Raw genomic sequence first — 21200 nt, forward strand, 5'->3', positions numbered from 1 at the left:
AATCGTAACTTTACTCCCTATGGGAAATAAACTGCAAGCCGAAAGCTCTCCATATTTAAAACAGCATGCGCACAACCCGGTACATTGGATGCCCTGGACTGATGAAGCTTTAGCGAAAGCCAAAGCCGAAAACAAACTTATCATCATCAGTGTAGGATATTCTGCCTGCCATTGGTGCCATGTTATGGAACGTGAAAGCTTCGAGAACGAGGCGATAGCACAAACCATGAACAAGTTTTATGTCTCCATTAAGGTAGACCGTGAGGAACGACCTGATATTGATCAGATTTATATGATCGCGGTACAGCTGATGACGAATGCGGGTGGCTGGCCTTTGAATGTAATCTGTTTACCCGACGGAAGACCCATTTATGGAGGTACGTATTTTAAACCTCAGGATTGGCAGAGTATATTGTTACAAATCGCGCAGATGTGGGAAGAGAGCCCACAAACTGCACTTGACTATGCCGAAAAACTAACCGAAGGAATTCATAAAGCAGAACGCTTACCGATTACTGAAATTCCGGAACAATATACCCTTTCGGATATAAAATCAATAGTATTACCGTGGAAAGAGCAGTTTGACTTCCGCGATGGCGGTTACCGCCGAGCGCCAAAATTTCCGCTACCGAACAACTGGTTGTTCTTTTTGCGGTATGCTGTACTGGCAAACGATAGCGATTGTTTGGATCAGGTACACTTCACGCTGGAAAAAATTGCAAATGGTGGTATCTATGACCATATCGGTGGTGGGTTTTCACGCTACGCCGTGGATGCACAATGGCATGTGCCTCATTTCGAAAAAATGCTTTACGATAATGGGCAGCTGATTTCCCTGTATAGTGAGGCCTACCAGCAGACTCCGAAGCCCTTGTATAAAACTGTAGTCGAAGAGACCATTACCTGGCTGGAAAGGGAAATGCGTGCCGATAACGGTGGCTTTTACAGTGCGCTGGATGCCGATAGCGAGGGTGTGGAGGGCAAGTTTTATACTTTCGAAGAACATGAGTTAGATATACTTGGTGAACAGGCAGCTTTGGTTAAACAATACTATAACTGTACCCCTGCCGGAAACTGGGAAGAAGAGCAAACCAATATCCTTTTGGTCAACGCACAGAGCAAAATAGCGGTTGAACAGGCCGGATATAGCCCTGAAGCCTGGGCCGAAAAACTAAAAGAGATAAAAGCTACGCTTTTAAACTATAGAGCGCAACGTATACGTCCGGGTTTGGACAACAAACAGCTCACGACCTGGAATGCTATCTTACTTAAGGGGTTGCTGGATGCTTACCGAAGTTTTGATAAGGAGCATTATTTAGCATTAGCGCTTCAGATTGCTGCCTTTATCGAAACAGAATGTATGTTTGAGGGAAACATACTACATCAACCTGCCGACAATAATAGGCAGATAAAAGGTTTTCTCGACGACTATGCATTTACCATGGAGGCATGGATAGATTTATATGAAGCGACATTTGATGAAAAATGGCTTTTTAAAGCTAGGGATTTAGCCTATAAGACTATCGCTTTATTTTACGATACGGAAGCCAAAACATTTTATTACACCAGCACGGAGGCGGAAACTTTAATTGCCCGCAAAAGTGAGGTTATGGATAATGTTATCCCGGCATCCTCTTCTACCCTCGTAAGGCAGCTCTATAGATTGGGTTTACTAGGGGATAATAATGATTTTACCGCTATTGCAGATCAGGTATTCGCGAATGTTTTTCCGCATATTAAAAGCTATGGATCAGCCTACTCTAACTGGGCTATACAACTTTTAGCGCATTATTATGGTGTACATGAGATTGCTCTGACTGGCGAAAATGCTAAAGCCTGGCGGCAGGAGCTGGACCGCAGCGTATATTTACCCAATAAAGTTACATTGGGCGGAACAAAAAGTACACTTCCTTTGTTAGCAAATAGACAAGGTTTGGATTCAAAAGCCTACCTTTGTCGTAACAAAACCTGCAGTCTTCCTCAACCGTCGATTGCACAGCTTATTGAATTAATTAAACAATAACGGGAATACTTTCCCAAAAACAATTGAAAATGGCAATAGAAAACAACAACGTAGTAACGTTAAACTACATCCTTCACACTGTGGAAGAAAATGGTGAGAAAACTTTTGTAGAGCAAACAACAAACGAAAACCCATTAACTTTCTTATTTGGTGTTGGTATGATGCTCCCTAAATTTGAAGAAAATGTACAGCACCTTAATGTAGGTGATAAAGCATCTTTTGAATTGGCTGCTGCTGATGCGTATGGCGAGCGTGACGATAAGGCTGTTGCTCAATTGCCTGCTGAAATGTTCCAAGAAACGGGTATTCCTCCAGTTGGAGAAATCCTTCCTTTACAAGACAACCAAGGAAACCAATTCCGTGCCGTTGTTATCGAGGTGAGCCCTGAAGCTGTAATTGCAGACTTAAACCACCCTATGGCGGGTAAAACTTTAAACTTCGATATCGAAGTTTTAGCGGTTCGCCCAGCTACTGAAGAGGAACTTTCTCACGGTCATGCACATGGTATCGACGGAAACGAAGCGCACTAAGCCTTCGTAACTTTTAATACATTAAAAAAGGACAACCTAATTCGTTTTTGGCTGTCCTTTTTTTTAGGCTCTACATTTTATATTTTGGATACTACCCGAACTGACCGTTCACATAATTCGCGGTCATCTCATGCTTGGGGTTATTAAATATTTGATCAGTGTCTCCTTCCTCCTTTACCTCACCGAGATACATAAACACGGTTTTATCAGCAATACGCTGTGCCTGCTGCATATTGTGCGTAACAATAACAATGGTGTATTTTTCTTTCAGATGTACAATAAGCTCTTCAATTTTCAGGGTGCTCACCGGATCCAATGCCGAGCAAGGCTCGTCCATCAAAATTACCTCAGGCCGTAATGCTACAGCACGCGCAATGCATAACCGCTGCTGCTGCCCCCCAGAAAGCCGCGTGGCCGGCATTTTAAGATCATTTTTTACCTCCTCCCAAAGAAAGGCTTCACGAAGTGCCTTTTCTATAACTTCCTTACCCGCGGGGAGATTATTTATTTTCAAGCCATAGGCAATATTATCATATATACTCTTCGGAAATGGATTAGCTTTCTGAAAAACCATCCCTATACGTTTACGTATTTCAGTTACCGGAACATTTCGGCTATACAAATCCATATCTTCTAAACGCAGGGTCCCTGTAATTTTGGCATCGGGTGAAAGGTCGTGCATACGGTTAAAACTTCGAAGCAGGGTACTCTTTCCACATCCGGAAGGACCAATTAAGGCGGTAACTTCATGGGCTGCAAATGTAATATTTATCCCCTTTAACACCTGTTTGCTGCCAAAGCTGATGGCCAAGTTTTCTGCCGAAAGTTTAGTTTTCATTTTTTCTGTATTTATACCGGATATAAAATGCGGTTAAGTTTAAAAGGAATACCACGATAATAAGCACCAAGGCTGTTCCATAGGCAATAGGACGTACCTCATCGATAGATTGATGTTGCGTGGATAGCATATATAAGTGATAAGGCAGTGCCATAAATTCCTGGTTTAAGAAGCCTGTACTTCCGTTGATATAAAATGCTGCTCCAGTAAATAATATGGGCGCCGTTTCACCTGCTGCCCGCGACAAGGTTAACACCACCCCTGTTAATATCCCCGACATCGCCGACGGAATAACCACATCTTTAATCGTCTCAAATTTGGTGGCCCCCACCGCCAGTGCGGCCTCCCGTGTACTGTTAGGAATACGCAATAGCGCTTCTTCTGTGGTCGTAATAATATAGGGTAACGACAATAAGCCTAATGTTAATCCAGCGGCCAATAAGGAGGTACCAAAATTTAAGGCTTGTACAAACAACGCCAAACCAAATAGACCATAAATAATAGAAGGGACGCCCGATAGGTTACGGATAGAAGCTCGGATAGTGCGTGTAAGCCAGGTATTCTCGGCATACTCGTTTAGGTATATGGCACAGCATACCCCAAAGGGAATAGAAAATAATGCCGTCAATAGCGTGAGTAATACAGTCCCAATAATCGGAGTTAAGATACCCCCCTGAGTCATGCCATGGGTCGGAACCTCCGTAATAAACTCCCAGGACAGCATCCCCAAGCCTTTCACGATAATATCGCCAACAATAACGACGAGAAAAAAACATACCAACAAGGTGCTTAACAACAGCGTTCCCCATTCGATAACCGAACTAAGTCTAAATCTTCTATGCTGCATGATATTTACGGAAACGGTTAATAAAAAACTCGCCTAAAAGATTTGCCAACAGCGTCATAAAAAATAGAACAGTAGCAATAGCATACAAGGCATAATAGTGCGTTGTCTGGTAAGGCACCTCGCCCATTTCTATCGCAATAGTTGCTGTCATGGTTTTTACAGAATCAAAAAATCCTGTAGGCATCATCGATGCATTCCCTGTGGCCATCAGGACAGTCATCGTCTCGCCAATTGCACGCCCGACTCCCAGCATCACCGCCGCAATAATACCCGGTGCAGCAGCAGGAATACTAACTTTATATACCGTTTGCCATTTGGTTCCTCCGACGGCATAACTGGCTTCTTTATACGACTTCGGCACCGCATGTATCGCATCCTCAGCGACGGTGATTATAGTGGGTAATGCCATTACAGCCAATAGAATAGCACCATTTAACGCATTTAAGCCATTGGGAAGATTGGAAAGATTGGCCAATCCGGGACTTAATACAACAATACCTAAAAAACCAATTACCACAGAGGGGATCGCCGCCAGTATTTCGATTGCAGGCTTCAATATATTTTTAACCCCTGGGCTAGCATACTCGGAAATAAAGGTGGCCGTACCAATGCCTATTGGTATAGCTAGCAACATTGCGCCGATGGTAACGAGCGTAGTGCTCAGTATTAAAGGCAACATCCCGAATGTGGGGGAGCTTCCTGTAGGATTCCATGCTAACCCGGTAATAAAATCCAAGGGCTTAACATCCAAAAAGAAAGAAAAGGAATTGTATACCAACATGGTTAAGATACCGCCCAATAATAACAACACCAGTAAACCGGTAATTTTAAAGATAAACTTGAACAGTACATCCAGAGAGAGGCGTGCTTGATATTTCATACAATTAGTTTTCAATGATGTAATAGCCGTGCTCCCGAATAAGTTGACGACCGGCTTCACTTTGCTCAAAATCTATAAGGGGTTTTACCTTTTCCCAGGAATCGGCGACCACAAATTGGTATAAGGGCCGTTGGAAGTAGTATAGACTTTGGTTGATTACCACAGGATCTAAGGGCGAATAATAGAGGGAATCTGTGGGGCCTTTAATTTTTAACACCTTCACCCCTTGCCGGGCATTTATATCACTGCTTACGTACCCAGCACCGACATAACCAATCCCTGACTTATCGGATTTTATACCTTCTAAGATCTGGGCATTGCCCGTCATTTCTTTCGCGGTATTTGCAAATTCTATGTTTAGCTTTTTCTTGACAAAGGAATGGGTACCCGAGCTACTTTGTCGGCCGTAAATATTAATGGGTAAGTTTACCTCGGGAATAATTTCAGACCAATTTTTATACTCCCCACGCATAATGCGCCCCAAAGTAGCGACATCTACCTGCGAGATAGGTAAATCCTTATGTACCACGAATGCTGTAGCATCTTCCGCAAAAATAATGGTTTTTAAGGTAATATTTTTGGTCTTAAATGCGGCAGCTTCTTTTTCAGATAGGGGCCTGGAGGAGTTGGCAATATCTGCTTGCCCATTTAAAAGGGAGGTGATACCCAATCCAGAACCACCACCAGAGATAGCAATGCTAAAGGAAGGGTCTAATGGGGTATACTTTTCAGCCAAATTTACAGCCAAATTTACCTCCGTATCGGATCCTTTCATCTTTATGGAATGGTCGCTACTGCTGCAGGAGCTTAGGGCCAGTATGAAGAAAAGATACGGAAAGTAAAAAACGTACTTCTTATGCTTAACATTCATTCTACAAATATGTAAACGAAATATAACTATAGCGTTAAGAAGCTGTTAAGCATACGTTAAGCTTATAAAAAAGGGGGACTGTTGCCATCCCCGTATAACTTAGAGCTTTATGGCGCGTAACATTTCCCTTTTTCCAGGAGCGCCGGGCGCTTTTTCTATGGTAAAACCTAGTGCCTTCATAGCGCGTTTAAGGTTTCCGGTAATAGCGTAGGTTACAAAAACACCGCCAGGCTTCAAAAACTTGGTAACATGCGTCAAGGTTTCCTCGGACCACATTTCAGGCTGATGGACAGCAGCAAAGGCATCGAAATAGATTACATCGAATTGCTTGGAGCTATTAAAGTCCATAACCAGGGTATGTGCAACCTGCAGCTGTATATTATGGTTTACTACCGTTTCTTGCAGCAGTGCCTTTGGGTAGGCGTTTTGAAAATCCAGCCCTATATTTTCGGGCACTAAATCGCTGTATTGCAACTGCGATATAGTTTCCAGCGGTAATGGATAAGCTTCAATACCACAGTAGTCCAACTGTATATTATGTGCCATACAGTATTCGGCTGTTAAAATAAAATTTAAACCTGTTCCAAAACCGACTTCTAATATTGCAGCCTTGGATACCTTATCTTTAGTGAGAAAAAATTGCAATCCCGATTTCAGAAACACATGCTTACTTTCCTGCTCTGCTCCATGTTTAGAGTGATAATTTTCGCCCACTGCTGCGTGGTACAGGGTGCGCGACCCATCAGCTGTTACTACTATATCCATTCGCTTATATTTTGGTCAAATCTAAAATAAAAAAAGTAAATTCGTAAAACCCAATTAGGCTTTATGAGCAGCATCTTAAAAAATTATAGCGGCATAATCTTACTTCTTTTAGGTATTGGTCTTGGAAGCTTAGTTGGTGTATATATTCCACAAGCTGTTGCATGGCTAAAGCCAATAGGTGATATATTTCTAAATTTATTATTTGTTGCTGTTATCCCTTTATTGTTCTTTGCTATTACCGCCGCTATTGCCCGTATAGAGGATCAAGGTAAACTGGGTAAAATTCTTTTTGTAATGTCGGTAGTTTTTGTAATTACCATTAGCTTAACGGCACTGTTAACGATTATCGCACTGGCCATATACCCGGTTACAGCGGTTGCCGGTGGCGACGGACTGACAGCGGAGCTTAAAAATATTAACGACGAGAGTTGGGGCGACAGAATTGTACGTTTTGTGTCGGTAGGCGAATTTGTAAACCTCCTTAGCCGACAAAATATTCTGGCTTTTGTTATTTTTTCATTTTTAATGGGTATTGCCATACGCAAAAGTGGCGATAGTGCTAAGCCTTTCTTGAACTTTATTATAGCAGGTAATGAGGTTATGAAAAATATGCTGGCAATCCTTATGAAATTGGCTCCCCTGGGTCTCGGTGCTTATTTTGCCTATCAGATCCATACCTTAGGTCCTGAAATTATGGGCTTTTATGTTAAGCCATTGGCATTTTATTATATCTTCGGATTTATATTTTTTGTACTGATGTTTAGCTTTTATGCCTTTATTGCACGTGGCAGGAAGGGGCCTGCAACCTATTGGAGGTATAACATCACCCCTGCACTAACTGCTGTAAGCACCTGCAGCAGCCTCGCTACCCTACCCAGCAACCTTATTGCCGCCAAAAAGATGGGTATTCCTGATACCGTGGCGCATGTGGTTATTCCGCTCGGCAACACCTTGAATAAACATGGCTCTTCGATTTCTTCTATATTGAAGATTTATGTGGCCTTCGCCATTTTAAACTGGAATTTTTTTGAACCTACAACTTTGATTACAGCTGTAGGTATCACCTTACTCGTCAGTATTGTGGCGGGTGGGATCCCCAATGGTGGTTTCATTGGCGAAATGTTAATGATTTCGGTATACAGTATACCGAATGAAGCTATTCCTGCGGTTTTAATTATTGGCGCACTGGTGGATCCTTTAGCCACAGTATTAAATGCAACAGGCGATACAATGGCGGCATTACTTGTACAACGTTTCAGTGGGGAAAAGTCAAATTATTAAACCTATATCTCATAAATTTTACATGATTATAGGCTTATTCTGATAATAACCTGCATATGCGTCTTTTTCCCTAGAACATCTTATTTATTAAAAACTATGAATCAGCCACTTAACAAGCAAACTAAAACTATTTAGATTGGCTCTAAATAGACAGTATAGTTTGGTAAATTCCTTGTTTCAGCACACATTTTGTAATTTTGCGGTTGAATTAGTGCAATCACAGTATGAAAAAAAGTTCAATTATCTTAATTGTTATTATTGCTATAGCCATAGCGATGATTTTAGTTATTTACACCGATTCGAGTACCTATTCGACTTTTGCACAAGCAAAGGAAAAACAGACGGAGCTTTATGTTACAGGCGTCTTGAATAAGGAGAAGGCATTGGTATATGATCCGGTTAAAAATGCCAATCATTTTTCCTTTTTTATGTTTGACAACGATGGTAAAGAGTGTGAAGTTGTTTTCTTGGGTTCTAAACCTCAGGATATCGAACGATCGGAGAAACTGGTGCTTACCGGAAAAATGGAAGGCGATGTTTTCCATGCAACAAAAATATTAATGAAGTGCCCTTCAAAATACAATAAAGATCAGCTCGAAGTTTCGGAAGTTACGGCAACAAACGCTGCTTTATAAGCACTACTTTTAACACATATAAATGGATATTAATTACATTGGAGAGCACCTACTACCGGGAAAAATAGGACAATTTTTTGTTGTGCTATCTTTTGGCGCTGCTTTGCTCTCACTTATTAGCTATTTCTTTGCAACAAAGAATCCGGAAGAGAAATATTGGAAACAGTTGGGTCGTATTGGATTTTTTCTGAACGCAACATCTGTCGTAGTAATTGGTGCTACACTCTTCTATATTATTTACAACCACTTTTTCGAGTACCACTATGCCTGGTCGCACTCTTCGCGATCGCTTCCTACGTACTATATTATTTCTTCTTTCTGGGAAGGACAGGAAGGAAGTTTTTGGCTATGGACATTCTGGCAAGCGGTTTTAGGATCCATTTTAGTGTTCCGCGCAAAATCATGGGAAACGCCGGTTATGACGTTTGTGATGTTATGCCAGCTGTTTTTAGCCAGCATGTTATTGGGTGTGGAGGTATTTGGTTATAGATTGGGGAGCTCTCCTTTCATCTTATTACGCGATGCCATGGACTTCCCTATCCTTAAAGATCCTAATTATCTATCCATGATTGCTGATGGTAGGGGGTTAAATCCGCTGCTTCAGAACTATTGGATGGTCATACACCCGCCTACGTTATTTTTAGGCTTTGCCTCTATGATCGTTCCTTTCGCTTATGCTGCGTCAGGATTATGGCAGAAACGCTTTAAAGAATGGATGAACCCGGGTTTACCTTGGGCCTTATTCGCAGTTATGATCTTGGGTGCTGGTATTATTATGGGGTCCTTCTGGGCTTACGAAGCCTTAAACTTTGGTGGTTTTTGGGCTTGGGATCCGGTAGAAAATGTATCCATCATCCCATGGTTTACCTTAATTGCTGCTGTACACGTTATTATAGCTTTTAAACATTCTGGGCATGGCTACTTTACCGCAACATTACTATCGCTGGTGAGTTTCGTATTGGTAATATATGCGTCTTACCTTACGCGGAGTGGTATTCTTGGGGAAACCTCTGTACACTCGTTTACGAGTTTAGGTATGTCTGGGCAGTTGATTTATTTTAACCTGGCTTTCCTCGCTATTGCCATCGCTTTATTGGTATGGCGGCGAAAAGATATGCCGCGTACCAGCAAAGAGGAGGATATTTATTCCAGAGAGTTTTGGATGTTTATCGGAGCATTGGTGCTTACTGTGGCTTGTGTGCAGATGATTGCTACAACCTCCATTCCGGTATTCAATGCGATATTTGGCACCAAAGTAGCGCCTCCATTAGACCCTATTGCGCATTACAACCAATGGCAGGGTGCTTTTGCAGTGGTAATCTTATTACTTACGGCTTTTACACAGTTCTTAAAATATAAACGTACTACAAGTAAAAAATTCTGGGCTTCGACCTTAGCGTCTTTTGTTATGGCTTTGCTGTTATCGGCAATTGCCATTTACTTTACGAAGGTGTACACCAATGTTATGTTTATTTTAATCGCCTTCACAGCAATTTTCTGTGTTATTGCAAACCTTAAAATATTAGGCGATGCCATTAAAGGACAGTGGCGCCTTACAGGGTCTGCAGTTTCGCATATCGGCTTTGGCTTGCTGCTGTTGGGCGCACTTATTGCCGCAGCCACAAACGAGGTGATATCGGTAAACGATAGTGGTTATATCGGCGTGCAGGGCTTTGGTAAGGATGGTGATAAATTTACAGACCCAGGCGAGAATCTTTTCTTAACCGAAGGCGAGCCGGTGCAAATGGGGGAATATAGAATTACCTATATGGGTGATAGTGCTGTCGCACCTAATGTTTACTATCATATTAAATACGAGCGCTTGGATGAGGAAAGTGGTAAGGTAAAAGAGCATTTTACGCTAAGTCCTTTTGCTCAAAACAACCCCCAGATGGGTGGATTAATAGGTACGCCAGCAACGAAACATTATGTATCACATGATGTGTATACGTTGATTACGGCAGCAGCAGCAGAATCGCAGGCTGCTGTAACACCGCAAGACAATGCAGACGATAAAACAGGCTTTGAAGATTACGATGAGCCTGCTACCTATCAGGTAAATATTGGTGATACCTTACGCTATAGAAACGGGGTTTTTGTAATTGAAGGTATCAATAAAAATGCGAAGCTGGAAAAAATCCCGTTAAAGGAAAATGATGTGTTGGTAGGCCTAAAAATCAAGGTTATTGCCGCAGATAAAAAGGAGTATCAGGCAGAGCCTACATTCTTGCTTAAGGATGGTCATGCCTACGACTTCAATAAGGATGTCAACGAACAGGGGTTGAAGTTCAGGTTTACTAATATTTTACCGCAAAAAGATAAACTGGAAATCATGGTATACCAAAAGCCATTACCCGAAAAGAAATGGATTGTATTTAAGGCAATTAAATTTCCATACATTAATTTCTTCTGGCTTGGAACAATTATCATGACCCTTGGCTTTATTATGGCCATCATACGCCGAATAAAGGATGCGAAACTTGCCCATAGTAAACAGGTATAAAAATGAATATAGTTGTTTTTGGCAGTGGTAATATTGCGACACATTTAGCAACATCGTTCCATAGTGCAGGACATAATATCCTGCAGGTATACAGTAAAACATCAGCCAATGCCCGTGCATTGGCTGATGCAGTTTCTGCCGTATCCTTAGCGCATATTAGTGATGTAAACCCTAAGGCTGACCTCTATCTTATTGCGGTTTCCGATTCGGCGATTACGACACTTTCCAATAGCTTGCCTCCGGACCTACAGGGAATGGTCGTACACTGCTCTGGGGCCACCCCCATGACGGTGTTGGATAGATTTAGAAATTATGGGGTTATCTATCCCCCACAAAGTTTGAATAAAACCGTTGCAGCAGATATATCGGGTATACCCTTTGCGCTGGAAGCAAATACAGCAGCCAATTTAGATAGCCTACAACAGTTTATGGAGCCTATTGCTCCCCAAAGTTTTGCTTGCAACAGCCAGCAACGCCTTGCATTGCATATTGCCGCCGTATTTGTTAATAATTTTCCCAATGCCTTATACCAGATAGCACAACAAGTACTGGAAAAAGAAAATCTACCCTTCGATCTGCTACGACCAATTATCTTAGAGACAGCGCAAAAAGTCCAAAACAACCTTCCTAAGCAGGTTCAAACAGGGCCGGCACAGCGAAATGACAGGAATACGATAAATACACATTTGAATTTCTTAGCTTATTCAAATACAGTTACCGAAATCTATCAATGTATAACAGATTTCATTATTAAAAGCAGAGATAAATAGCGCTTTGCTTACAAAAAATATAAAAATTTATTCCTGTATTTTAAAGCCCAATTAACTTACTAATTTTGCTGTAAATAAAAACAAACCTAAAGGTATTACGTTTGTTCATAGAATAACTACATTAGGAATCATGGCTGTTAGAAAATTAATTCTAGTATCGATTATTATTGTAAACTTAATTATCATCTCATTTGGTATTATTTTTACCCCTCAATGGTTTTGGTTGCTGCTAATACCGGCACCTTTACTTGGCATTGCGATTTACCATAGTACGCAAACGCACCACGCGATTTTAAGAAACTATCCTTTAGTGGGTTACTTTAGGTATATTTTTGAATCCATCCGCCCCGAATTAAGGCAATACTTCTGGGAGTCGGATACCGATGGGCGCCCTTTTAACCGAAGACAACGCTCCATTGTTTACCAACGTGCAAAAAATCAACGTGAAACCGTTGCTTTTGGTATGCAAACTGATCCGCAGGCTATCGGCAATGAATGGATTGCACACTCAATGTTCCCTACGCACATTGAAAACCACGATTTACGTACCCGTGTTGGAAATAGCCAGTGCGCACAACCGTATGATTTGAGTGTATACAATATCTCGGCGATGAGTTATGGTGCCTTAAGTAAAACTGCAATTACAGCCTTAAACAAGGGCGCAGCCTTACAGAACTTTGCACATAATACCGGTGAAGGGGGAATTAGTAATTACCATATCAACGGTGGAGATTTAATCTGGCAGGTGGGAACGGGTTACTTTGGTTGTCGTGATGATTTTGGCTATTTTAACGATGAGCTTTTTGCCGAAAAAGCAAATAGACCTTACGTTAAAATGGTGGAATTAAAGATCTCCCAGGGCGCAAAACCTGGTCATGGAGGTATTCTTCCTGCAGCCAAAAATACTCCAGAAGTGGCGGCTATACGCCATGTCGTACCGGGCACAGATGTTATGTCGCCACCGGCACATAGCGCCTTTAAGAACCCATTGGAAATGATGTATTTCATTCAACGTCTACGCGAACTTTCCAATGGTAAACCTATAGGATTTAAAATCTGTATCGGCGATAAACAGGAATTTATTGATATCTGTAATGCCATGCAGACGACTCAAATCTTTCCTGACTTTATTTCTATCGACGGTTCGGAAGGCGGTACAGGGGCGGCACCATTAGAATTTACCGACAACTTAGGTATGCCACTGTATGATGCCTTGACCTTTGTAACAACGACTTTAATAAACTTCGGTTTAAAGAAACATATTAAATTAATAGCTTCCAGTCGCGTGGTAACAGGTTTCGACCTGCTAAAAGCCATTGCCTTGGGTGCAGATGCATGTTACAGCGCCCGTGGAATGATGTTTGCCTTGGGTTGTATTCAAGCCTTAAAATGTAATGAGGATGTTTGTCCGGTTGGGGTTGCAACACAAAAACCACACTTATACAAAGGGTTGGATGTAGAGGATAAATACGTTAGGGTCGCTCAATTCCATAGAAATACGCTACGCGCAACTGTAGAAATAATGGAGGCCTGTGGTTTTAAAACGCTGGATGATGTAACTGCAGATAAATTCTTCCGTAAGGTAGATAATATCACCACCTTAAGTTTCCAGGATATTTATTTTAAGCATACAGGCAAACTTAATAAGAAGGAAAACACCTTCGCCAGGGAAGAGTTCTTGGACTAAGCAAAAGCAGACAAAACATAAAGGCCTTAGGTATATACACCTAAGGCCTTTTATAGTTTTATACTTTTATAGTTTTATACTTTATATAACGTTATTACAGCTTCAATACTTAACGTTTTAAATTTAAAAACACCTTATCCAGAATGCCCTGTGCAATTTTAATGCTCTCCGGATCAATACCATCTAAAGACTCTGTTATGGTTTTTGTAGCCTGTTTCATGCCATTATCACGCAAACGGCGCCCTTCCTTCGTCAAATAAATAAGGTTGGAACGTCTATCGTTCTTATCGTTTACACGGATTACCAAATCCATCTTTTCTAAATTGTTTATTAGGCGTGTAATACAGGGTTTATCGCGAAAAGTTTTATTCGCCAGCTCTTGCTGGGTAAGTCCCTCCTCTTGCCATAAACAATACAGCACACTCCATTGTTCTGCGGTAATGTTAATTTCCAATTCTTTTAAATTTCGCTGTAAGCGACGCGAAATTGCCGAACTTGCCTTTCCCGAAAGAAAAGAATAAAAGTCCTCTGCAATGTTAGATTGTAGGTTCATTGTTAGTTTAATTTAAGGTTGTTATTGCAATTAACTAAATTGGATTATATTTTGCAAATAATAATCGATAATTTTTCCTTTTACTGTCTTTTTTTATATTTTTAGGATATGGAAAATGCCTTGGTTGTCCTCGTATTCGTCGTTGCTATTATCTATAAAATTTATACGAATTTTAAGAAAGAGCAAGCCGCTGCTGCAAAACGCAGCCCACAGTATCCACCGGCAGGCAAAACCACAATTGATAAAGCTAAAACAATTTACCCAAAAGCCAATATACCGCCTCCCATTGCACAAGACCCGAAATACAATACTTGGGATAGCATAGAGCAACCCACAAACCAGGCACAAATACCCGATGAGGTACTACGAATCCGCAAACAAAGAGAACAGCAATTGTTACAAAAGAAAAAAGCGGAGGTAAAAGCAGCACCTACAAGCAATACAGAAAAAACAAATACAACATTTGATTTGCGTCAAGCTGTTATTCAGTCTATTATCTTAGAAAGACCTTATAAATAATAAGCCATATCGTGCCTAATACAATAGCGTAACAAGTTTCCAGTGTTCCGTATACGATCCTGTATTTTCTTTATGGTATATCTCCAGGCATAAAGAATTCACCTACAACTAATTATTAAATTAATATCGTAAAATAGTAGTAAAGGAAATGCGTTCTATGTTTATTTCAATTAAAGCTTAAAAATTATGTTAAAAATAAAATTATTGTTAATATAATTAATAAGAAAAGTAACCTTATATCAATAAAACATTGTAATATCAGCAATGAAATACAATAGGAATGGAAGAAGCTAGGCAGTATGGGAAGCGGTAAATTTAAATTGAAAACAGCGGTTAAGCATAGGTCCTATACAAAACCCTGTCGGCCGACAGGGTATTGTATAGGGAGTCTTTTTATTAGATAATAGAAAATTTATCGGCATCTTTTAAAACAGGAAAATGCTTCCGCGCATCCTCCAGATCTTTTGGGTTTAAGGTAAAGGTATATAGATCTTCATCTTCTGGTTTATAATAAACCACATCTCCTAACGGCGATATACACATGGACCCTCCAGAATAATAAATCTCATTGCCATCATGCCCTACACGGTTTACGCCGACAACAAAGGCTTGGTTTTCCAACGCCCGTGCTGGGATTAATGTACGCCAATGCGCCGAGCGATTATCAGGCCAACTTGCTGTATACACCAATAGATCGTAACCATTTTCCTGATTTCGCGACCATACAGGGAACCGTAAATCATAACATACCATCGGGCATATCTTCCATCCTTTAAGCTGTAATAATATCCTGGAATTCCCCGGCGTAAACACCTGATCTTCTTTGGCTAACCCAAACAGATGTCTTTTGTCGTAATGTACAAAGCTACCATCTGGCGACATCCAAATAAACCGATTGTAATAATGTCCATGCTCTTCAATAATCAACGTACCCGCAACAACACAATCAAACGATTTTGCTGTTTCATACATCCACCGCATAGTCATCCCATCCATACGTTCAGCACACTTCTGAACATTCATAGTAAAACCCGTATTAAACATCTCGGGTAATAATATTAAATCTGTCTTTTCTTTCAGCGTAGAAAGGCGTAAGCGTAGATTCTGTAAGTTTTTTTCTGCATTCTCCCAGAATAGATAAGCTTGAAATACGGTGATTTTTATGGGCTCCATGAATAAAATACAATCTTTAGATTAGCCGAATTTAATAAATAAAAATAAATTATCCTATAAAAGTACAGGGTTAACGAGCACGATGCATTAATGTATCCGCTAATTGATATAAATCCGTTTTTCGGCCCTCTTCTACTGTAACATCCGCTAAATACTGGTAAGCTTTAACCATGTATTGCTCTTTCAATGCCTCAGCAAGTTCGCGTACCGCATATGCATTATACAGCTCCTTCATCCCTTGCACTTTTCTATCGCCCTCCTCATTTTTTAAGGCCAATAAGGCATCAAACTTCGGCCTATCCGCAGCATCTAAAACACGTTTTAGCAATATATGCAATATGGTTTTTTTATTGACTAGAATATCCCCACCAACCTGCTTCCCAAAGGTATCGGGGTTGCCATATGCATCAAGAATATCATCCTGTAATTGAAAGGCTATCCCTAAGTTGACACCGAAAGCATTGATTTTCTCGCGTTCCTCGACATCCGCATCTGCAATAATCGCACCCAAGGCTAGTGCACCACCTAGAAGTACAGAGGTCTTTAAACGGATCATCTCAATATACTGCGCCTCCGTAACCTGCTCCTCCAGCTCAAAATCCATATCCAGCTGCTGCCCTTCACATACCTCCAAAGCAATACGGTTAAAGGTCTTTAATAAGGGCGCAATGGTGTTAACCGGGCAATTGCTCAACTGCTCATAAGCCTTTACCAACAAAGCATCGCCCGACAAAATAGCTACACTGTCGTTCCAATGCTGATGAACAGTAGCTTTTCCACGGCGTATAGGTGCCTTATCCATAATATCATCGTGTATAAGCGAAAAGTTATGAAAATATTCAATCGCTAATGCAGCAGGAACTGCTGCCTCTATATTTTTATAGCCAAACAAGTCTGCACCCAGTAAAACTAATTGTGGACGGATTCGTTTACCCGCAAGGGAAAGAATATACGCAATAGGCTGATATAAGTTTTCGGGCTTAGCAGGGAAACTGCTTTGTGCGAGTGCGCTATCGATAATCTGTGCAAAAAGGGGATTTCCAAACATCATGTTTCAACAAATAATAGGCGAAGATACGCATTTATATTATTCTAGACCTGAACCGGTAACAGATTGCATAAAGGAAATGATATATTTGTAAAAACAAAATCTATGCGTATCCTTATAATCCATAATTTTTACCAGCATGCTGGTGGTGAAGATAGCGTTGTAAAAATGGAAATAACGGAACTTCGCAAAAATCACGACGTTAAATTACTGACGATCCAAAACAAAAAAGGCCTTAAAGGATTAATCCAGTTCAGTTTGTACGCCATTAATTGGAGCTATGCCAAGCGCGTTGTAAAGACGGCTAAGGCATTTAAAGCCGATATTGTTCATATCCACAACCTTCATTATGCCAGCGGCCCTTGGCTGATACGTGCCTTGCGTAAACATGGCTTCCAGGTGGTAATGACCTTACACAACTTCCGATTGATATGCCCTTCTGCCACTTTATTTTACGGCGACCGGCTATTTTTAGACAGCCTGAAACAAGATTTCCCCTGGTCTGCAGTGAAAAATAAGGTCTTGGATGGCTCTACCCTAAAAACCTTTGTCACTGCTTTCACCTATTGGTGGCACCGCAAAATAGGTACCTGGCAGCAGGTAAACCAGTACCTGCTATTATCTGATTTTGCACGCCAACTTTTTCTAAAATCACCGCTTGGATTGGCAGCAGAAAAATACAGCATAAAACCGAACTTCCTACCTCCAGTTACTGTTGGCGAAAAAACATTCGGTGATTATTTCGTCTATATAGGTAGGCTATCTGCTGAAAAGGGTATTATACCCTTGTTACAAGCAATATGCCATAGCCCCCACCGCATAAAAGTATTTGGAACTGGCCCACAGCAAACCGCAGTGGAAGCCTTAGCTGCGCAATTTCCAAACATTGAATACATGGGCTTCCAGCAGCAGGACGTGCTTAGAGAGGAGCTAAGAACATGCAGCGCTTTGGTCGTTCCTTCGGTATGTTACGAAGGCATGCCAATGACTATTATCGAAGCTTTTGCCATAGGAACGCCAGTTTTATGCAGCGCTCTTGGAATATTACAACAAATGGTTATACCTTTGTATTCAGGCATGCATTTTGATCCCTACCGGGAAGAAAGCATACAAAACACCTTAGACAGTTGGGTGCAGGTAGATAATACAACGAAGTATCGTATCAGCCAAAATTGTAAGGAGGTTTATACGTGTAATTATACTGCTGAAGAAAATATTAAGAGCCTGGAGAAGCTGTATTTATCGGCAATACATAACCATAAATAAGATGAGTATAATAATTATTGATCCGTTGCAGTTGGCGCCTAAAATAAAGGCAGAATTGGAAACGGTATATGACCCGGAATTAAAACCGGCAAACATCATAGACTTGGGTCTAGTTTATGAAATTATTACCAAAGAAGGTGGTATAGCTAAGGTTGTTATGACGCTGACCGCACCAGGATGCCCTGTAGCAGGAGAAATTATGGATGAGGTACAACGCAAGGTTGCCGCTATTGAAGAGGTAAAAGAAGCCTTAGTCGAACTTACCTTCGACCCGCCATGGAATCGCGATATGATGAGTGAAGAAGCAAAATTAGAACTCGGATTTCTATAAAGATCCGTCCTTGTTGGCCCCTTTAGCCTCCAAATCAGCCAATGTTTTTTTAGGTTTGGAGGTTGCTTTTTCCTTTCCAAACAAGCCATTCCAAATATTCCGGGATTCTTTGGTTAACAACGGAGAAACGATGGATAATATTAGCACATAAACCACAACAAAAGATTGTAGAATAGGATTTAATCCGCCAGCTTTCCCAATATTGGCCATAATAATCGAAAACTCGCCACGTGCAGATAGCGTAAAGCCGATATCGAATGATGTACGCGGTTTCATTTTCGAAAAATGCGCCGCAAAATAACCCGATGCCACATTGCCAATTACAGTAACCACTGCCGCCAGTGTAGCCCAGCCAACAGCCCCTCCCAAGGTGTAAATATCTATCGATAGACCAAAGCTAAAGAAAAACATGGCCCCAAAGAAGTCTTTATAGGGCAAAACCATGGCCTCAATTTTTTTAATATACTTAGAGTCGGCAAACACTAAACCCGCCATTAATGCACCGATAGCCTCTGCAACATGGATTGTCTCGGAAAAACCCGCAATAACAAATAGTAAACTAAAGATAATGAGAATAAAAAGTTCGGAAGACTTCTCCTGCAGGATCTTATCTATAAAAGGAATAAGTTTACGACCCAAAATTAAAAAGGTCAAAATAAAACCTAATGCCAGCAATGAGGTACCTAACACCGACATAAAGGATGTGCCACCCGCCAGTATTAAACCCGATAGAAAAGAGATATGCATGGCAATAAAAAGGTCATCGAACATTATCATACCCATAATAACCTCGGTTTCCGGATTTGCAGTACGCTTTAAATCAGTTAACACCTTAGCCACAATCGCCGTAGAAGAGCTTGTCATTAACCCACACAACACCATCATCTCCTTCAGTGGGAGCTGCATTAACCAACCGATCATTAAACCGGAGAGGAAATTCAGCAATACATATAATGAACCGCCGGTAACGATAGATTTCCCTGACTTTATTAAACGACCGACCGAAAATTCTAAACCCAAGTAAAACAGCAGAAAAAGAACGCCTAAACGCCCCATAAATTCGATAAATGGCTTACTTTCCGTAAACGTAAAAAAAGTCCACACCGTGTCTACCGCAGCACTTACCGACGCATTATCTACTTTCTTTAAAAAAGAAGTTAAAAACTCCGGATAAGCTGGGTTTCCCAACAACATACCTATAATAATAAAAAAAGGGATAACCGAAAATTTAAGCTTATTGGCCAACAAACCTACACCTGCCACCAACAATACAGCTATTCCAATTTCTAATATTACAATATGCGTCATATTTTTATAATAGTATCTCTTTTAATAGTTTAATATTTTTTGCCTTACCGGCAATAACCAATGTAACCCCTGCCTCAATAACATAGTCTGGCCCCGGGTTAATTACGGTATCCCCCGCTTTAATAGCAGCAATAATGGAAACCCCCGTTCGCTGGCGCACTTCAAGCTGCCCTATGGTCTTGTTTACCTCATCATCCAAAGCCTCGAACTTATACCATTCGATGCGCAGATCATCCAGGGCGACCTCAATCGTCTCTAATGCTTTCGGCTTATAAGAAAGACCGCCTAAAATACCTGCAACCTGACGCGACTCCTCATCGGATAAGGTCATGACACAATGTGTTTCGTTTTCTAGGTTCTCGTGGCGATACAGCTCTCTTTTACCATCATCATGAATCACCACTACCATATTGTCGCCAGCCTCGGTTTCAATCTGGTATTTCTTACCTATGCCAATAAGATCACTTTCTCTAACTATCGACATGATTATTTTATTTATAATGTAAAAAATATAACTAACAAATATACTGAATAGTATTTAATTTGAGGCATCGACCAATATGTAATGCCCGTTGTCGCGCAATTGTGGCCTACCGATTGAAATCGATTTACCATGATAAAACATAAATATCCATCCCTCCGGCGCCCCCTGCTCCCAATAGGCAATTCTTTTATCACGCGAGGCTCTTCCATCAAAATCGTACTTGGCAATAAAGTTTTTAAAAAGCTCCTCAGGCTCGGGAAGAACATCACCTCCAAAAAAATAATGCTCCGCACCGGTTTCGATATGAAAAGCTTGGTGAAATTCCGTGTGCCCTCCATTGAGCTCATAACGGATTTCGTTGGTCACCATACCATCACCTTCCACCAAAGTTAGGTTGCCACTACGCTGTAAAACATCAAATACCTCCGTACGGTAAGAGGGTGACTCGCCGCTGTAAGCCGACTCCCACTCCCCTCGCTGAATAATATATTCAGCCTCCGGAAAGGCTACACGCCCTACACCGTGATTAAAGTCGACCATACCACCGGTATGATCTTTATGTAAGTGCGACATCAACACATACTTCACATCGTTTGGATCAAAGCCGAGTTTTTTAATGTTATGCCGTATTATCAATTCACCATCAGCAGTACGACCACCTAAACCCGCATCCAACAACACTAGTCCGGCACTTGTTTCCAATAGGAAGGGGTGTACATGAACAAACAGCGATCCCGGACGACTCTTTGGGTCGTCTACAGCTGGATCAAAAGGAACAAATTTTTTGGTAATATCGACGGAAAAAGATCCTTCGAATAGCGCGTGTGCTTGTATCATCTTTTATTATCTTGTAAATATGATAGTTAGACCTTTACCATCTAAATACCC

21 protein-coding genes are annotated in these 21200 nt (G+C 41.1%); 10 read left to right on the forward strand and 11 right to left on the reverse strand.

Translation table 11 applies throughout. The features are described from left to right. Nucleotides 1-19 precede the first annotated feature (19 nt). Together ACL9RF_RS15485 and ACL9RF_RS15490 are read left to right on the forward strand one after the other, a co-directional pair. The gene (locus ACL9RF_RS15485) at nucleotides 20-2023 is read left to right on the forward strand and encodes a thioredoxin domain-containing protein (protein ID WP_422801544.1); all 2004 of its coding nucleotides are present in this window, start codon (nucleotides 20-22) and stop codon (nucleotides 2021-2023) included. 29 nt (nucleotides 2024-2052) lie between these two features. After that, complete coding sequence (locus ACL9RF_RS15490) at nucleotides 2053-2553, forward strand: FKBP-type peptidyl-prolyl cis-trans isomerase (RefSeq protein WP_422801545.1); 501 nt, start codon at nucleotides 2053-2055, stop codon at nucleotides 2551-2553. Between the two features lie 91 nt (nucleotides 2554-2644). Here ACL9RF_RS15490 and pstB read toward each other — a convergent pair whose 3' ends face one another. The 5 genes from pstB to mnmD form a co-directional block, all read right to left on the reverse strand. Next, nucleotides 2645-3391: a phosphate ABC transporter ATP-binding protein PstB gene (gene pstB / locus ACL9RF_RS15495; protein WP_422801546.1), complete on the reverse strand. Its 747-nt coding sequence runs from the start codon at nucleotides 3389-3391 to the stop codon at nucleotides 2645-2647. Next, a complete protein-coding gene (gene pstA / locus ACL9RF_RS15500) occupies nucleotides 3381-4238 on the reverse strand; it encodes a phosphate ABC transporter permease PstA (protein WP_422801547.1) in 858 nt (285 codons plus the stop codon). The genes pstB and pstA overlap by 11 nt, the downstream gene beginning before the upstream one ends. After that, nucleotides 4228-5118 (reverse strand): phosphate ABC transporter permease subunit PstC, encoded by an 891-nt coding sequence (pstC, locus tag ACL9RF_RS15505; RefSeq protein ID WP_422801548.1) that lies wholly within the window; start codon nucleotides 5116-5118, stop codon nucleotides 4228-4230. Before pstC ends, pstA begins: the two co-directional genes overlap by 11 nt. 4 nt (nucleotides 5119-5122) lie before the next feature. Beyond that, nucleotides 5123-5989, reverse strand: coding sequence for a substrate-binding domain-containing protein (locus tag ACL9RF_RS15510; protein ID WP_422801549.1), 867 nt, complete (start codon nucleotides 5987-5989; stop codon nucleotides 5123-5125). Nucleotides 5990-6088: 99 nt separating this feature from the next. Beyond that, nucleotides 6089-6754 (reverse strand): tRNA (5-methylaminomethyl-2-thiouridine)(34)-methyltransferase MnmD, encoded by a 666-nt coding sequence (mnmD, locus tag ACL9RF_RS15515; RefSeq protein WP_422801550.1) that lies wholly within the window; start codon nucleotides 6752-6754, stop codon nucleotides 6089-6091. 63 nt (nucleotides 6755-6817) lie between these two features. Here mnmD and ACL9RF_RS15520 point away from each other — a divergent pair, with 63 nt between their 5' ends. The 5 genes from ACL9RF_RS15520 (at nucleotide 6818) to ACL9RF_RS15540 (ending at nucleotide 13630) form a co-directional block, all read left to right on the forward strand. After that, entirely contained in the window at nucleotides 6818-8035 is a 1218-nt protein-coding gene (locus ACL9RF_RS15520; RefSeq protein ID WP_422801551.1) for a dicarboxylate/amino acid:cation symporter, read from the forward strand. A gap of 224 nt (nucleotides 8036-8259) precedes the next feature. Further along, nucleotides 8260-8670 (forward strand): cytochrome c maturation protein CcmE, encoded by a 411-nt coding sequence (locus ACL9RF_RS15525; RefSeq protein ID WP_422801552.1) that lies wholly within the window; start codon nucleotides 8260-8262, stop codon nucleotides 8668-8670. A 22-nt stretch (nucleotides 8671-8692) separates the two neighbouring features. After that, nucleotides 8693-11173, forward strand: coding sequence for a cytochrome c biogenesis protein CcsA (gene ccsA, locus ACL9RF_RS15530; protein ID WP_422801553.1), 2481 nt, complete (start codon nucleotides 8693-8695; stop codon nucleotides 11171-11173). Nucleotides 11174-11175: 2 nt separating this feature from the next. Further along, on the forward strand, nucleotides 11176-11943 hold the full coding sequence (locus ACL9RF_RS15535) for a Rossmann-like and DUF2520 domain-containing protein (RefSeq protein ID WP_422801554.1): 768 nt from the start codon (nucleotides 11176-11178) through the stop codon (nucleotides 11941-11943). Nucleotides 11944-12073: 130 nt separating this feature from the next. Next, nucleotides 12074-13630, forward strand: a complete 1557-nt coding sequence (locus ACL9RF_RS15540; protein WP_422801555.1) for an FMN-binding glutamate synthase family protein — start codon at nucleotides 12074-12076, stop codon at nucleotides 13628-13630. A gap of 109 nt (nucleotides 13631-13739) precedes the next feature. On the opposite strand, the gene ACL9RF_RS15545 is transcribed toward ACL9RF_RS15540, so the two are convergent. Beyond that, on the reverse strand, nucleotides 13740-14183 hold the full coding sequence (locus tag ACL9RF_RS15545) for a MarR family winged helix-turn-helix transcriptional regulator (RefSeq protein ID WP_422801556.1): 444 nt from the start codon (nucleotides 14181-14183) through the stop codon (nucleotides 13740-13742). A 108-nt stretch (nucleotides 14184-14291) separates the two neighbouring features. Between ACL9RF_RS15545 and ACL9RF_RS15550 the strand changes: the two genes are divergently transcribed. Beyond that, nucleotides 14292-14702 carry a hypothetical protein gene (locus ACL9RF_RS15550; RefSeq protein WP_422801557.1) on the forward strand — a complete coding sequence of 137 codons (411 nt, stop codon included), beginning with the start codon at nucleotides 14292-14294 and terminating at the stop codon, nucleotides 14700-14702. A 396-nt stretch (nucleotides 14703-15098) separates the two neighbouring features. Here ACL9RF_RS15550 and ACL9RF_RS15555 read toward each other — a convergent pair whose 3' ends face one another. Then, a complete protein-coding gene (locus tag ACL9RF_RS15555; RefSeq protein ID WP_422801558.1) occupies nucleotides 15099-15875 on the reverse strand; it encodes an amidohydrolase in 777 nt (258 codons plus the stop codon). Nucleotides 15876-15945: 70 nt separating this feature from the next. Further along, complete coding sequence (locus ACL9RF_RS15560) at nucleotides 15946-16926, reverse strand: polyprenyl synthetase family protein (RefSeq protein ID WP_422801559.1); 981 nt, start codon at nucleotides 16924-16926, stop codon at nucleotides 15946-15948. Nucleotides 16927-17028: 102 nt separating this feature from the next. Here ACL9RF_RS15560 and ACL9RF_RS15565 point away from each other — a divergent pair, with 102 nt between their 5' ends. Beyond that, on the forward strand, nucleotides 17029-18189 hold the full coding sequence (locus tag ACL9RF_RS15565; protein WP_422801560.1) for a glycosyltransferase family 4 protein: 1161 nt from the start codon (nucleotides 17029-17031) through the stop codon (nucleotides 18187-18189). Between the two features lie 16 nt (nucleotides 18190-18205). Next, a complete protein-coding gene (locus ACL9RF_RS15570) occupies nucleotides 18206-18520 on the forward strand; it encodes a metal-sulfur cluster assembly factor (RefSeq protein ID WP_422801612.1) in 315 nt (104 codons plus the stop codon). On the opposite strand, the gene ACL9RF_RS15575 is transcribed toward ACL9RF_RS15570, so the two are convergent. Genes ACL9RF_RS15575 through ACL9RF_RS15585 form a run of 3 tightly spaced genes read right to left on the reverse strand, consistent with a single transcriptional unit; the run spans nucleotide 18515 to nucleotide 21149 of the window. Further along, a complete protein-coding gene (locus ACL9RF_RS15575; protein ID WP_422801561.1) occupies nucleotides 18515-19828 on the reverse strand; it encodes a cation:proton antiporter in 1314 nt (437 codons plus the stop codon). The two genes, ACL9RF_RS15570 and ACL9RF_RS15575, sit on opposite strands and share 6 nt — an antisense overlap. Before the next feature lie 4 nt (nucleotides 19829-19832). Beyond that, on the reverse strand, nucleotides 19833-20312 hold the full coding sequence (locus ACL9RF_RS15580) for a cation:proton antiporter regulatory subunit (protein WP_422801562.1): 480 nt from the start codon (nucleotides 20310-20312) through the stop codon (nucleotides 19833-19835). 54 nt (nucleotides 20313-20366) lie between these two features. Then, nucleotides 20367-21149: an MBL fold metallo-hydrolase gene (locus ACL9RF_RS15585; RefSeq protein WP_422801563.1), complete on the reverse strand. Its 783-nt coding sequence runs from the start codon at nucleotides 21147-21149 to the stop codon at nucleotides 20367-20369. Nucleotides 21150-21200 lie beyond the last annotated feature (51 nt).

This window comes from Sphingobacterium sp. Mn56C, from assembly GCF_049319645.1.
Taxonomy (GTDB): domain Bacteria; phylum Bacteroidota; class Bacteroidia; order Sphingobacteriales; family Sphingobacteriaceae; genus Sphingobacterium.